Consider the following 14769-nt stretch of genomic DNA (forward strand, 5'->3'; position numbering starts at 1 on the left):
GGAGATCGTCGGGCCTCAGCCGACCGCGTCGAAGGCGGTGACGGGCAGGGCCTCGCCCTTCCACTTCTCGACGTCGCAGATCGCCGTGCCGGCGATGGTCGCCTGGGCGAAGCGCGAGGTCAGCGGCACGTCGAGCGTCAGGAGGTTCGGCGAGCCGTATTTGTCGAGCGCGCCCTGCTTGCCCGGCTCGGCCGGATCGTACCAGGCGCCCTCGTGCAGGCAGATCGTCCCGGCGAGGATGTCGGGCGTGACGACCGCCCCGGCCAGAACCTGACCGCGATCGTTGAAGAGACGCACGATGTCGCCGTCGGCGATGCCGCGTGCCTTGGCATCGTCGGCGTTGATCACCACCGGCTCACGATCGGCGACGGTGTAGGTCGTGCGGGTCTTCGTGTTGCACATCTGCGAATGCAGACGGAACGGCGGATGGGGCGACACGAGCTGCAGCGGGAACTTCTCCGCCGCCTTCGAGCCCTTCCACTCGACCGGCTCCAACCAGGTCGGATGGGCCGGGCAATCGTCGTAACCGAGCTTGCGCACGTAGGGCGAGACGAACTCGATCAGGCCGGAGGCGGTCGAGACCGGCTTCAGCAGGGGATCCTCGCGGAAGTCGGCGAGATGGACGAAGTCGCCCTTGCCCATCGGGAACTCGATGATGCCTTCACCCGCCCAGAACTCGTCGAAGTCCGGCATCTTCACCGTCTTCGACTGCGCCTTGGCGGCGTCGTAGAAGAACCGCACCCAGTCCATCTCGCTACGGCCTTCGGTATAGGTCTGCTTGTAGCCGAGCCGATCGGAGAGTTCGGTGAGGATGTCGTAGTCGGTCCGCGACTTGAACTGCGGGTCGACCGCGGCATGCGACGCCGTGATCAGGTTCAGCATCTGCCCGAGGTCGTTGCGCTCGAGGTCGCTCGCCGCCGGCAGGACGATGTCGGCGAAACGGGCGCTCGGGGTCCACCACGGATCCTGGACGATGATCGTCTCCGGCTTGCGGAAGGCCTCGATCACCCGGTTGGTGTCCTGATGGTGGGTGAACTGGTTGCCGCCGGAGGTATAGACCAGTTGGATGTCGGGATAGGTGATCTTGCGGCCCTTGCACTCGATCGTCTTGCCCGGATTGAGATAGGCGTCCGAGAGACAGGCGATCGGGAAGGGATCGGGGATCGGGTTGGAGCCGGGCGAGGTGCCGCCGACCACCGGCATGGCGGCGCGCGGGAGGCCACCGTCGGCATAGTGCAGGCCGAAGGAGACGCCGCCGCCGGGAAGCCCGATCTGACCGAGCATGGCGCCGAGCGCGACGATCGCCCAGGGGGCCTGCTCGCCGTGATGCTGACGCTGGGTCGACCAGCCGGAGGCGATGGTGGTGCGGGTCTTCGCCATCTTGCGAGCGAGGCCGCGGATCGTCTCGGCCGGCACGCCGGTGATGCCGGAGGCCCATTCGGCGGTCTTCGGGGTGCCGTCCTCGGTGCCGGTCAGGTAGGGCTGGAAGTCCTTGAAGCCGCGGGTGTAGTCCTCGATGAACTTGGCGTCGTGGAGGTTCTCGGTGAGCAGCGTGTGCATCAGGCCGAGCGCCAGGGCGACGTCGGTGTTGGGCCGGATCGGGACCCATTCGCAGCCGAGTTCCTTGATCGTCTCCGACTTCATCGGATCGATCGCGATCACCTCGATGCCGCGTGCCTTGACCTCGTACCACGCCTTCGTGGCGTAGCGGCCGGAGAGGATGCGGGTGGTGGCGAGCGGATTGGCGCCCCACAGCACGATCAGCTTGGCGTTGGCGTGGATCACCGGCCAGTCGCTCGCCGCTCCCGGGCTCGACCAGGCGACCGCCGGCAGGATCTCCGAGACGGCCTGGTTCGAATAGTTGCCGAAGAAGGTCGACGACCCGCCGAACCCGTTGAGGAAGCGCTGCAACAGCGCCTCGGTGCGGTAGAAGTGGGCGTGGTTGGAGGCCCACGAGCTCTTGCCGCGATGGAGCGAGGCGTTGCCGTACTTGGTCTTCACCCGCGTCATTTCGTCGGCGACGAGCTTCAGCGCGTCGTCCCAGCTCACCTCGACGAAGTCGCGGCTGCCGCGATCGGCGCGGTTGCTCTTGTCGCGCTTGGCGAGGAAGTCGCGGCGCACCATCGGCGCCTTGACGCGGGCCTTGTTGTAGAGCCGGTCGGGCATGTCGCCGAGCAGCTTCCACGGCGCGCCGTCCTGCTTCAACTGTTCGATGCCGACGACCTGCCCACCCTTCTTCACCAGGAACATCGGGCCGAGGGAGGTGTTGACGAGAACCCGTCCGTCGGTGACGCCGCCGGCGCCGGAGGCGGCGCGGGCCAGATGTGGGAGCAGCGCGGCGCTGACCGCGCCGGGAATCAGGCTGCGGATGAAGGTACTGCGAGTGATCATCGGCTTTCCTTTCGTCGTTCGCGGCGAGCTCTGCCCGTCGTGACGATGCCTTTCGGTCCTCTCGGAGTTCGGGCGGTGGCCTTTCGGCGCGACGTCCGAAGCGTCGTCGTGTCTCGTTCTCGAGACCGTCCCGTGGCTCACGGGTGCGCCTCTCGCCACCCCCTTTCCGCCCAGGGTTCGGGGCTCTTCGCGGGTGACGGGACGACGGGCGCCGCGACCGGCGGACGCTCGACGAAGATCGCCTCGACCCCGGCGGCGCGCGCCGCCGCGAGCCCGGCCGCGCCGCGCACCATCAGCGCGGTCGCCCAGGCGTCGGCCTCGGCGCAGCCGGCGGCCAGCGTCGTGACCGAGGCCGGCCCGCCGACGACCGGGGCGCCGGTCACCGGATCGAGCGTGTGGCCGCCGTCGGCGCCGAAGCGGCGGTAGTCGCCGGAGGTCGCGATCGCGCGGTCGACCAGATCGATCCGTCCGAGCGTCGTGCGCAACCCGGTCGCCGGCGCCTCGAGGCCGATCGACCAGGGGCGCCCGTCCGGCCGGGCCGCGCCGGCGACGAGTTCGCCGTCGAGGGAGACGAGATGCGAGGGGAAGCCCGCCGCCGCCACGAGACGAGAGAGCGCGTCGGCGGCGTAGCCCTTGCCGATGCCGGCGAGGTCGAGATGAAGCGCCGCGCGCTTGACGAGGGTGCGGCCGGCGAGATCGAGCTCGATCGCCTCGTGGGCCGGAACCCGGCGCGCGCGCGGTTCGATCACCGAGGCCCAGCCCGCGCCGAAGCCCCGCGCCGCCACCTCCGCCGCCAGACCGAGATCGAAGGCCCCGCCCGAACGCCGGCCGACGTCGAGCCCGATCGCGAGGATCCGCGCCAGATCCGCCGAGACCGGCACGCGCTGCCCGAGCGGGACGGCGTCGAGGCGCGGCACCTCGCCGTCGGGACGAAACCGGGAGAAGGCCGCCTCGAGGTCCTCGATCCGCGCGGCGATCGCGGCGGCGAGCGGGTCGAGATCGCTGGCCTCGGGCGCATGGAGCACGACCGACCAACGCGACCCCATCGCCGGACCGGAGAGGACGCGGCGTTCGAGCGGACGGAGCGGGGTCGGCCGCGCGAGCCCCCCGGCTCCCGCGTCGCGGCGCGCGTCGTCGTGACCGAGAAGGGCGAGGACGGCGTCGGTCCAGGCGGCGAAATCCGCCTCCGAGCGGCGATGGATGCGCCGGAGCGGCAGCCGCCGAGCCGCGCCGCGCGCGGCGAGCGCCGCATCGACGTCTTCCGCGTAACCGCAGAACCTCCTCGCGCCCCGCTCGCCGAACCCGACCACGGCGAAGGGCGGCACGGCGGCGAGATCCGGCAGGCGGGCGAGGAAACGGTCGGCCGACCCCGGCGCGACGCCGTCGCCATGTGTCGCGGTCAGGATCAGCAGGCACCGGGCGCGCGGATAGGCACCGGCGACGTCGTTCATCGCGGCGACGTGGACGGCGTGACCATGGCGCTCGAGGATCGCGACCAGCCGGTCCGCGAAGACACGGGTGGTGCCGCCTTCGCTGCCGACGAGGACGATGGTGTCGGAGCTCTCGGCGGCGCGGCCGCCGGCGAAGCGGCGGCGGGCGCGGCGGGCGGCGAGAATGAGGGCGAGCCCCGAGAACGCCGCGACCGGCACCAGCGCGGCGGCGAGGCCGAGCCCGGCGGCGAGCGGCGCGGCGATCCGGCCGCCGTGGAGGCCGGCGAGCGCCGCAACCAGACGGTGCGCCCGGGGGCGATCGTGGAGCGTCGCCGGCAGGCCGGTGACCGGGTCGACATGGGCGAAGGCTCCGACCGTCGTCAAGCGATAGGTGTCCTCCGGGTCGTCGCGGCGCGGCAGCACCAGATCCTCGAGATCGGCGACCAGCACCGCCTTCAGCGCCGCGACCTCGCCGAAGGGAAGGCGCCGGCCCCCGGCGAGCGATTCCGGGAAAGGCGCGGCGATGCCGTGGACGTCGAGCGGACGGAAGGCGGCGACGGCGAGGCCGAGGCCGGTCGTCGCCAGGAAGACGAAGGGAACGACGAGCCCGAGGCCGAGACCGCGATGGAGCCGGCCGGCGAGCGTGGTCGCATGTTCCGGTCGCATCGCCGCGCCGAGCCCGCCCACGACGCCGATCAGCCCGAGCAGCGTGGCGAGCGCGAGCACGATGCGTCCGCCGTCGCCGGCGGCGAGCGTGCGGTGGATCTCGGTGGCGAGGCGGACGATCTCGCTCGGCGCGGGGGCGGGCGTGACCGCGAAGGTGGTGGGATCGACGACGACGCGCCGGCGCGGCTCTGAGAAGCGCGCGAGAATGGTTCCCCCGGCATCGACCGACACCTCGGCGAGGGTGCCGTGACGCTCGAGACCGGCGGCGAGTTCGGCGACCGTCATGCCGGGGGGAGGGGGCGGCGGCCGGAGCCGCGCGTCGGAGACGGCGTCGACGGCGAGCACCATCCCGGTCAGAGCCAGGACCACCCAGAGGAGGCCGATCGCCAGACCGAGCCGAAGGTGGAGGGTGCGCAACATCGTCGAAACTCCGGTCGCCTCACAGTTCGAAACGGAAACGAGCGACGAGCCCGCGTCCGGTCGCATCGCGACCGGCGGCGTCCCGCTCGAGCGGAAGAACGATTTCGGACGGCTCGTCGGCGATGTTCTCCGCCGCCGTGTCGACCCGGAGCTGGAGCCCGGCGTCGATCAGCGCGTCGGCGACTTCGACGGTGACGTCGAACCCGCGCCCGGAGCCGACCGAGGCGCCGGTGATGCCGTCGAGCGGCGTGCTCTGCGGGCCGGCGCCGCGCATCCAGTGGGCGAGGTGCGGGTAGAACTGCACCTTGTCGCCGAAGACCTGGATCGTCGCCCGGTAGTGCCCGCGCGCGTCGGTGACATAGACGGCGAGATAGGCGGCATTGCCCGAATAGCGCTCCATCGTTCCCTTCAGGCGCAGACGCGCGGCCTCGGCCGGCGCGGTGGGCACGAGCCCGAGCGCTAGGCAGAGGAGGGCGGTCGAGGCGAGCGTGGACGGACGGAGGGCGTGGGGCTCGCTCATGGCGCGCCACCCACGGCGAGCGCGAGCGCCTGCAGATCGTGGCGGCGCCGGACGCCCCGGGCGGCGATGAAGTCGGCGATCGCCTCGACGTCGTCGAGATCGAGCACCGGCACGGTGACGTCGGGAAGCGCCGCGTCGCTCGCCACCGCGACGATGTCGGAGCCCGGCCGCCACAGGAGATCCTTGCCGGTCGAGGGGCGGAAGACCTCGATCTTGGGATGGGAATGGGCGCGGAACCCTTCGATCAGCAGGAGATCGACCGGCCGCATCCGCGCCACCAGCGCGTCGACGTCGGGTTCGCGCTCGTCGCGCTGTTCGGCGAGCAGCGCCCAGCGCTCGCCCGAGACGACCATGACCTCGGCCGCCCCCGCCTCGCGATGGCGCCAGCTGTCCTTGCCCGGCCGGTCCATGTCGAAGTGATGGTGCGAGTGCTTCATGGTGGAGACGGTGAAGCGGCGGTCGAGAAGCGCCGGCAGCAGCTTCTCGATCAGGGTCGTCTTGCCCGACCCGGATCGGCCGACGAGACCGAAGACGCGCATGGGGAAGTCCTCCGAGGGAAGGGGCCGGGAGCGGGGACACCGCTCCCGGCGGTCGGCGTCAGGCGTTCTTCGGCGTGTCGAAGACGGCGACCTTCGGCGGCTCGCCCTTGAACAACTCGACGTCGGCCATGCAGGTGTGGGCCGAGGTGCCCTGCGCCAGACGCGAGGTCGGGATGTCCGGCGTCAGCACGTTGACGTCGCCGTAGCGGCACAGCGCGTTCGGCTCGTTGGCGACGATCGGGTCGTACCAACCGCCTTCCTGGAGCTGGATCACGCCCGGCCGGATGTCGTCGGTGACGACGGCGCCGGCGAGACACTGGCCGCGATCGTTGAAGACGCGCACCACGTCCCCGTTCTTGATGCCGCGCCGGGCGGCGTCCTCGGTGTTGATGGTGCAGGGCTCGCGTCCGGCGACGGCGTAGAGCGCCCGGACCTTGGTGCCGTTCAACTGCGAGTGCAGCCGGTAGTTCGGGTGGCTGGAGTCGACGTGGAGCGGATACTTCTTGTCCTTGGCGCCGAGCCATTCCATCGGCTCGAGCCAGGTCGCGTGCGGCGGGCAGTCGTCGTAGCCGTATTTCTCGATCGTCTTGGAGAAGATCTCGATCTTGCCCGAGGGGGTCGGCAGCGGGTTGAGCAGCGGATCCTCGCGGAACTTGTCGTATTTGGTGCGGCGCAGGTTCTTCTCGGGAATGGCGAATTCGACGATGCCGGCCTTCCAGAACGCGTCGAATTCCGGCATCGGGATCTTCTTGGCCTGAGCCTGGGCGAGGGCGGCGGCATAGACCTCGCGGATCCGATCCATCTCCGACTTGCCCTCGGAGAACGCCGGCTCGAGGTCGAGCTTCTCGGCGAGCGCCTGGAAGATCGCGTAGTCGGACTTCGCCTCCCACAGCGGCTCGATCACCTTGCGCAGCGCGAAGAAGGCCTTGCGGGTGACGACGCCGAGCCCCTCGATGTCGTCGCGCTCGATGCCGGTCGCCGCCGGCAGGACGATGTCGGCGAAGCGGGCCGAGGCGGTCCACTGGAAGTCCTGGACGACGATCGTCTCGAACTTCTTCCAGGCCGCGACCTGACGGTTGCGATCCTGATGGTGGTGCAACGGGTTGCCGCCGACCCAATAGGTCATCTTGACCTCCGGATAGATGAACGTCTTGCCGTTGTGCTCGTAGCTCTTGCCGGGATTGTTCAGCATGTCGACGATGCGGGCGACCGGGATCACCTGGGTGCCCTTCTCCGCCGGCCAGGGCATGTTCTCCTTGCGCTTGCCGGTCTGCATGGTGGTCGACAGCGCCGGGCTGAGCGCCTGGGGAATGCCGGCATTGTCGAGGTGATAGCGCTGGGTGAAGCCGCCGCCGGGCAGGCCGATCTGGCCGATCATCGCCGCCAGCGTGACGAAGACCCACGGGAATTGCTCGCCGTGCTGCTGGCGCTGCGGCGTCCAGCCGGAGACGAGCAGGGTGCGGCCCTTGACGAAGCGCCGGGCGAGATCGCGGATCGTGTCGGCCGGGATCTCGGACTTCTCCGCCGCCCATTCCGGGGTCTTGGGCGTGCCGTCGGTCTTGCCGGTGACGTAGTCGAAGAAGACCTCCCAGCCGGTGGTGTAGTCGGCGAGGAACTTCTTGTCGGCGAGGTTTTCGCTGATCAGCACATGGGCGATGCCGAGCGCCAGCGCCACGTCGGAATGCGGACGCACCGGCAGCCATTCGCCGTCGAGGATCTTGCAGCCCTCGGTCTTCAGCGGATCGATGAAGATCGACTTCTTGCCCGCCTTCTTCATCGCGTCGAAGAAGCCGTATTCGCCGTGATCCGGAACGTTGGTCGAGATGTGGTTGTCCTTGAGCGGGTCGGAGGCCCAGAAGACGATGAGATCGGTGTTCTCGAGCACCGTCTGATGCGAGGTCTGCGGTCCCTCGGCGTCGATCTGGCCGAGCACGTAGGGCATGATCGCCTCGATCGCGGCCTTGGAATAGTTCGACGACGAATTGACCGAGCCGCCCATCATGTTCATCAGCCGGCGCAGGGCGGTCTGCGAATTGAACAGGCGACCGAAGTGGCCCCAGCCGTAGGAGCCGGTGTAGATCGACCACGGGCCGATGGCGGCGCAGCGCTTGATCTCGCCGGCGACGAGCTCCAGCGCCTTGTCCCAGGAGACGCGGACGAAGTCGTCACGGCCACGGGTCTCCGGATCGGCGCCGGGACCCTTCTCGAGCCAGGCGCGACGGACCATCGGATAACGGACGCGCGAGGCCGAATAGGCGAGATCGACCGCGCCCTCGATGGTCGGAATGGGATGGGGGTCTCCCTCCCACGGCCGGACGCCGACGACGCGGCCGTCCTGAACCTTCGCCCAGAAGGCGCCGAAGTTGGAACAGCTCAGGATCTCGCCGTCCGGCGCGGCGGCGGAGGCCCGGCCGGCGCCGAAGACGAGCGGCGACAGCACCTGCGAGGCGGCGAGCGAGCTCGCGGCGGCGAGGAAACGGCGGCGGGAGAGGGCGGGAGAGGCGAGGGTGGACATCGTGGAGTCCTTCGGGTGTGACGCGCGACGGCGCGGAGCGGAAGAGGAGGCGGCCGGGACGGAGACCGGGAGCGGCGGCCCCGAGGACGGGGCGGCCACGCGGGCTCAGGCGGCGGACGCGATATCGGAGGTGCCGGCCTCGAGGAGGCGCACCAGGATGCGGGCGAGGGCGGCGTAGAAGCCGGTCCCGTCGTGTTCGCCGAGCGCTTCGGCGAAGCTCGGGGTCCATTCGACGAGCCGGCGATGGAGCGACGCCGTCGCCGCGTGTTCGTCGACGTCGACGAGGCTGGTCTCGAGACGGATGAACTGTTCGAGCAGCGACAGCTCGACGGAGAGATGATCGAGCGGCTCGGCGAAGCCGGCCGCCGGCACCAGGTCGTGGGCGCGCAGCAGGTCGCGCATCTGTCCGGCGGGCTCCTGGAAGAGCCGGCCGTCGCCGCGATGGGCGGACTCGATCGGCTGCGTCGTCGAGACCGGACCGAGGCCGAGGAAGAGCCGGCAGAAGGCGGCGTTGAGACGTGAGGTGGCGGCGTCGACGTCGCCCGCCGCCCGCGCCGCCGCCAGAGCGCCGCGCAGGTCGATCGCATGACGCGGGTCGCGGGCGAGTGTCTGCAGGGCGTCGAAACGGCCGTTCTCGATCAGCGCCACGACTTCGTCTCGCTCGAGGGGCGCGCCGAAGAGGCGGGCGAGCTCGCCGCAGCAATCGGCGAAGGTGGTGGGATCCATGGGTGCGGGTTTCATCGGTTCGGTTCCTGAAGAGGGGCCCCGGCACGGGACGAGGAGAGGGGCGAAGCCCGTGCCGGGGAGACGGAGCGGTCAGTGACCGCCCGCGACGTCCTGGGCGTGGTTCTGGAGGTAGGCCTGGAGGAAGCGGACCTCGTCTTCCTCGAGGGCGGTGTTCGCCTTCATGTCGTTGACGATGCCGACCCACTGGTTCGCCGGGTAATGGCCGGGAGGCGAGGGCGAATGGCAGGCGCCGCAGGCGGAGTCGAACATCTCCTCGCCGTAGGCCCACAGCGCCTTCTGGTCGCCGGTGAGGTTCGCCTTGGGCATCCAGAGGACGATCGAGGCTTCCTTCCAATCGAGGTCGGTGTCGTCGTCGTGACGGGTCGACTTGACCGTCGCGGTCTCGGCGAGGCCCGCGGAGACGGCCGCCAGCATGATCCGCTTGCCCGGCAGGGCGACGAAGAGACGCTCGGCGCCGGCCTGCTGCCAGCCGTCGATGCGCACCTCGGCGACGTCGCCGGAGGTCTTCAGCACGGTGACCGGCGCGGCGGGCAGAATGCGACCCTCGCCGGCGCCGCCGGCGGCCGCCTTCTCGGCGTCGGCCCAGGCGGGCGAGGTCACGAGCACCCAGCTCTTTTCGGCCTTGCCGCCGTCCTTGACCGCTCCCGCCTTCAGATCCCTCATCATGGAGCGGAAGCCGCCGGACATGTCCGGGAGCTTGTGGGCGATGCCCTTGTGGCAATCGATGCAGGTGCCGCCGTCCTTGTAGGCCTTCTGCATCTGCTGCGAGGCCTTGGGCCGCTGATGGGCGAAGTCCATCGCCGCGAAGGAATGGCAGTTGCGGCACTCGCGGCTGTCGGAGGCCTTCATCCGCGCCCATTCGTGCTTGGCGAGCTCGAGGCGGTGTTCCTCGAACTTCTCGGGCGTGTCGATGTAGCCGGTGACCTTGCCCCACAGTTCCTTCGAAGCCTGGACCTTGCGGACGATCTTGTGCGTCCAGTCCTTCGGAACGTGGCAGTCCGAGCAGATCGCGCGAACACCCGCCGGATTGGAGTAGTGAATGGTCTTCTTGTATTCCTCGAAGACCGTGTTCCGCATCTCGTGGCAAGAGATGCAGAATTCGAGACTGTTGGTCGCCTCCATGGCGGTGTTGAAGCCGCCCCATCCAATCACGCCGATGGCGATACCGGCAAAACCTGCAACGCCGAGCGCCACGGGCTTCTTCATGAATTGGACGACCGCTGTGAGAAGATTTGCCATTTGCAACCCCGGCAGGAAGGAAATCTGTTGCGCTGCGTATTGCCGGGAAGATGGCGCCGTGCTGTAAACTCCGTTTCGCCGAACCGTGAACGGCTCGAACTCAATTGTGAATGAAACGAGAATGGACCGATGCGAGCCGAACAGGCCCCGCGACCCGACGAACTGGTGATCGCGATCGTCGACGACGAACCGCTGATCCAGGCGACGCTCGTGAGTTATTTCGAGAACGCCGGCTTTCAGGTCCGTGCCGCCGATACGGCGGACGGCCTGCGGCGTCTGATGGCGCGCGAGAAGATCGACTTCGTGTTGCTCGACATCCGCCTACCCGACGGCGACGGCCTCTCCCTGATGCGCGACATCCGCGCCGAGAGCGACGTGCCGGTGATCCTGGTCACCGGCCGGACCGAGGAGGCCGATCGGATCATCGGCCTCGAGCTGGGGGCGGACGACTACGTCACCAAGCCGTTCTCGCCACGCGAGGTTCTGGCGCGGGTCAACACCGTGCTGCGGCGCACCCGCATGTCGCGCGACGAGGGCGCGGGCCGGCGCCTGCGCCGTTTCGCCGGCTGGTGCCTGGATCTCGACGAACATCGCCTGACCTCGCCCACCGGCGAGCCGGTGCGCCTGACGGCGGCGGAGTTCGAACTCCTCGCCGCCCTCGTCCGTCATCCCGGCCGGATCCTGAGCCGCAACGATCTCCTCGACGTGATGAGCAGCCGCGAGTGGGATCCGAACGATCGCACCGTCGACGTGCTGGTCGGCCGTCTGCGCCGCAAGATCGAGGTCGATCCAGGGCGGCCGCAGATGATCGTCACCGAATACGGCCTCGGTTACGTCTTCGCCGAGAAGGTTGCCTGATCGGCGCCGAAACGGCCGAGTTCCGCGTCGGCGTGACCGGCGAACGCATGGAAATGGGTGTGCCCGAGCGTCTCGAGCGCCAGCGCCGCCGCGCGCAACGCCGCCACGTCGTCCTGGCCGGTGGCGTGTTCGAGCGCCGCGGCCGCCGCCGCCATGTCGTCGGCGCCGACATGGGCCGCCGCCCCCTTGAGGCGATGGGCGAGCGCCCTGGCGCGGCTCCGGTCGCCGTGACGCGCCGCCGCGACCGCCTCGGCGAGAATGGCCGGCTGCGACGAGAGATAGAGCTCGACCAGCCGCCGCGCCCCTTCCACGCCGAGATCGCGCGCCTGTTCGCCGATCGCGCCGAGCCGTTCGCGGCGGCTCTCCCGGCGGCGCGGCCGCATGCCGACCGCCTCGGCGAGCGCCGCCCGTAGTTCGTCCGCGTCGAACGGCTTTTCCAGACGCCCGTCGAAGCCCGCGTCGACGTCGGCGGCGCTGGAACCGCCGGCCGAGACCGCCAGGATCGGCACCACCGAGCGGGTCGCGTGGACGCCGGCGCGAATCAGCCGACAGGCCTCGGCGCCGTCGAGTTCCGGCATCGACAGATCCATCAGGACGACGTCGAAATCCTCCTCGCCGGCGGCGGCGACGGCGGCCGATCCCGTCTCCACGTGGCGCACGGTGTGGCCGTCGCGCTCGAGCATGGTGCGGACGATCAGCGCGTTGACCGGATTGTCCTCGGCGACGAGAACCGAGAGCGGGGGCAGCGCCTCCTCGGCGTCGGCGTCGGCGGCCGCCTCGCTCGGCACGGCGGCCTCGCGCACGGGGAAGAGGACGGTGAAGGTCGTCCCCCGGCCGGGCTCGGTCGTGAGATCGATCGAGCCGCCGAGCACGTCGAGGAGCCCGCGACAGACGGCGAGGCCGAGCCCCGATCCGCCGAAGCGTCGGGCGACGGAGCCGTCGGCCTGGGAGAAGGGCTCGAAGATGTGGGCGAGCGCCTGCGGCGCGATGCCGATGCCGGTGTCGGCGATGGTGAAGCGCAGGCGGTCCGAGCGCTCGGGGTCGGCGTCGACGGCGAGGCGGACGCGGCCGCGCGGCGTGAACTTGGCGGCGTTGCCGAGGAGGTTGAGCAGGATCTGGCCGAGCTTGCCGGCGTCGCCGACCAGTGCGTCGGGAAGATCGGGCGCGACGGCGACGGTGAAGTCGAGCGACTTGCGCTCCATCGCCGGGCGGATCGTCGCCTCGACCATGGCGATACGCTCGCGCAGGGAGAAGGGCGCCACCTCGACGGTGACGCGGCCGCTCTCGAGGCGCGTGAAGTCGAGAATGTCGTCGAGAATGTCGCGCAGGAGCCGCCCCGAGCCGTCGAGCGCCTGCACCCAGGCGCGCTGTTCGGCGGTGACCTGACTGCCGGCGAGGAGCTGGGCCGTGCCGAGAATGCCGTGCAACGGCGTGCGGATCTCGTGGCTCATGGTGGCGAGGAACTGCGACTTGGCGCGGCCGATCTTCTCGGCGTGCTCGACCAGTTGGTCGCGCATCGCGTCGATGCGCAGGCGCATGCGGCGCGTCTCCAGCGCCTCGAGCCGGAAGTCCTCGAGTGCCCGCATGATCGCGCTCGGCTCGTCGTTCCACGGCGGCAGGCGGATCGGGGTCTCGAGATCCCCGGTCCGCAGCTTGGCGAGCGCGGCCTCGATGTCGTGCATCGGCGCGGAGAGGCGATTGCGCACGAAGCGCAGCGAGATGAAGCCGAGGACCACGACGAGGACGAGCACGCCCGTCGAGATCGCCCCGGTGAGGAAGGCCTCGGCGCGGCTGTCCTCGGCCTGACGCGCCTCGAGGTCGAGCGCGTGCGAGCCGATGCCGAGGATCGAGGAATAGGCGGAGATGCAGTTCTCCGACCACGCGGCGGCGTCGAAGGCGGGCTTGCCCGAGCCCGAGAGCCCCTCGATGGTGCGGGTCATGATCGCCTGCGCCGCCTCGGTGCGGTGCTGACCCTCGGCGACGAGGGGGGCGAAGCCCATGTCCTCGGGCAACTGCCGGGCGATCCGCTCCATCTGGGTCCACAGCGCCGAATAGGCGCCGATGTCCTCGCGCCAGCTGTCGCGCTCGGCCGGGGTGAGCGGGGTGTCGCGCTGAACCGCCGGGCGGAAGGCCGAGCACTGGCGCGAGTAGCGATCGCGGATCGTGAACGACATCTGGCGGATGGCGGCGAGTTCGCCGAGTTCGAGATCGAGCGAGCGCAGCGCCCGGCCGACCGAGATCGAGGTGGAATCGACGGTGGCCGCGAGCCGGTAGACCGCCTGTCGCCAGGGCTCGATCCGGTTGGTGTCGCGCGCGGCGAGCGGCAGCGCCGCCTCGGCGTCGACCCGGTCGCGGACGGCGTCGAAATCGGCGACGGCGTGGCCGAGACGGGCGACGAGCTGGTCGCGATCCGGCAAGGCCGACGCCGCCAGCGCCTCGGTCGCCCGGCGATGGGCCGCCGTCATCGTGCCGAGACCCTGGTCGAGACCGGCGCGCGGATCCTCGTCGCGCAGCAGGGCGACGCCGACCGTGCCGATCTCGAGGCGGATGCCGGCGGTCGAATCGAACAGGATCCGGTCGAGCGTGACGAAGTCGACCACCTGCCGCGCCCGGATGAGGTCGCGCCACGCGGTGACGGCGAAGGCGAGCGAGACCGCCAGGATCACCAGCACCGCGATCCAGTGTAGGACGAGAACCGAACGGGCGACCGAACTACGGACCAAGGACACCTCCGACCAGCGGTCGATCCGGCGAGGCCGGATCGCCGGCCGGAGCGGACCGCGATCCTAGAGGCCCGTCGGCCGCCTGTCATGGTCGGGTCGAGCCCTATGCGCGAAGGCCCGAGGGCGGCGCGCCGATCGGGCACGCCGCGCCGCCTCTTCCTCACGCCGCGGCGATGGTGAGGGCGATCGGCGGCAGACCGTCGATCGAGCCGGTGATCACGTCGCCGGCGACGACCCGGCCGACGCCCGCCGGGGTGCCGGTGTAGATGAGATCGCCGGGGACGAGATGATAGTAGCGCGAGAGATGCGAGACGAGTTCCTCGACCGACCACACGAGGTCGGAGAGATGGGCGTCCTGCTTGGTCGCGCCGCCGACGGCGAGCGTGATCCGCTGCGGCGCGACCGCGCTGGTAGCTCGAATGGACGGCCGGATTGCTCCATTCGGTATGGAGACACATCACCTTGTCGCGGTAGAAACCGCAGAGCATCAGGTCGAGGCCGGTCGCGCCCGAGGTCTCGTGCATGATCGCCCGGGCGACGCCGACCAGCGGATCGTGCAGGCGCTGCAGGCGGTCGAGTTCGACGATGCGCGGGCCGACGCCGTAACCCTCCTGGTAGGAGGCGCCGAGGAGACCCGACCCGGCGAGACACTTCAGGTACCGATGGGCGGTCGCGAGTTCTTCGGCTCGCTGACGGCGGGCTACGAATAGCGCGGCGTCTT

General features: G+C 70.1%; 11 protein-coding genes. 2 read left to right on the forward strand and 9 right to left on the reverse strand.

The window, feature by feature from the left end; genetic code table 11:
* Positions 1-15 precede the first annotated feature (15 nt).
* From J3S89_RS12545 to J3S89_RS23400, 7 genes are all read right to left on the reverse strand, one after another.
* A complete protein-coding gene (locus tag J3S89_RS12545) occupies positions 16-2391 on the reverse strand; it encodes a molybdopterin-dependent oxidoreductase (RefSeq protein ID WP_217927894.1) in 2376 nt (791 codons plus the stop codon).
* A gap of 137 nt (positions 2392-2528) precedes the next feature.
* Positions 2529-4907: an FAD:protein FMN transferase gene (locus J3S89_RS12550; protein ID WP_217927895.1), complete on the reverse strand. Its 2379-nt coding sequence runs from the start codon at positions 4905-4907 to the stop codon at positions 2529-2531.
* A gap of 19 nt (positions 4908-4926) precedes the next feature.
* A complete protein-coding gene (locus tag J3S89_RS12555) occupies positions 4927-5427 on the reverse strand; it encodes a DUF2271 domain-containing protein (protein ID WP_217927896.1) in 501 nt (166 codons plus the stop codon).
* Positions 5424-5966 carry a molybdopterin-guanine dinucleotide biosynthesis protein B gene (gene mobB / locus J3S89_RS12560; RefSeq protein WP_217927897.1) on the reverse strand — a complete coding sequence of 181 codons (543 nt, stop codon included), beginning with the start codon at positions 5964-5966 and terminating at the stop codon, positions 5424-5426. The genes J3S89_RS12555 and mobB overlap by 4 nt, the downstream gene beginning before the upstream one ends.
* A 58-nt stretch (positions 5967-6024) precedes the next feature.
* Positions 6025-8481 carry a molybdopterin guanine dinucleotide-containing S/N-oxide reductase gene (locus tag J3S89_RS12565; RefSeq protein ID WP_217927898.1) on the reverse strand — a complete coding sequence of 819 codons (2457 nt, stop codon included), beginning with the start codon at positions 8479-8481 and terminating at the stop codon, positions 6025-6027.
* A gap of 105 nt (positions 8482-8586) precedes the next feature.
* Entirely contained in the window at positions 8587-9207 is a 621-nt protein-coding gene (locus tag J3S89_RS12570; protein WP_217927899.1) for a TorD/DmsD family molecular chaperone, read from the reverse strand.
* A 90-nt stretch (positions 9208-9297) separates the two neighbouring features.
* On the reverse strand, positions 9298-10434 hold the full coding sequence (locus tag J3S89_RS23400; protein ID WP_274383153.1) for a NapC/NirT family cytochrome c: 1137 nt from the start codon (positions 10432-10434) through the stop codon (positions 9298-9300).
* A 162-nt stretch (positions 10435-10596) separates the two neighbouring features.
* On the opposite strand from J3S89_RS23400, the gene J3S89_RS12580 reads away from it, so the two are divergent.
* The gene (locus tag J3S89_RS12580) at positions 10597-11325 is read left to right on the forward strand and encodes a response regulator (protein ID WP_217927901.1); all 729 of its coding nucleotides are present in this window, start codon (positions 10597-10599) and stop codon (positions 11323-11325) included.
* Here J3S89_RS12580 and J3S89_RS12585 read toward each other — a convergent pair.
* Positions 11298-14048 carry an ATP-binding protein gene (locus J3S89_RS12585; RefSeq protein WP_217927902.1) on the reverse strand — a complete coding sequence of 917 codons (2751 nt, stop codon included), beginning with the start codon at positions 14046-14048 and terminating at the stop codon, positions 11298-11300. The genes J3S89_RS12580 and J3S89_RS12585 overlap by 28 nt on opposite strands.
* A gap of 160 nt (positions 14049-14208) precedes the next feature.
* Positions 14209-14496, reverse strand: coding sequence for a fumarylacetoacetate hydrolase family protein (locus tag J3S89_RS23515; RefSeq protein WP_217927955.1), 288 nt, complete (start codon positions 14494-14496; stop codon positions 14209-14211).
* Between J3S89_RS23515 and J3S89_RS12595 the strand changes: the two genes are divergently transcribed.
* Entirely contained in the window at positions 14408-14758 is a 351-nt protein-coding gene (locus J3S89_RS12595; RefSeq protein WP_217927903.1) for a hypothetical protein, read from the forward strand. The genes J3S89_RS23515 and J3S89_RS12595 overlap by 89 nt on opposite strands.
* Positions 14759-14769 lie beyond the last annotated feature (11 nt).

This window comes from Pinisolibacter aquiterrae (genome assembly GCF_019160155.1).
In the GTDB taxonomy this organism is placed as follows: Bacteria; Pseudomonadota; Alphaproteobacteria; order Rhizobiales; family Ancalomicrobiaceae; genus Pinisolibacter; species Pinisolibacter aquiterrae.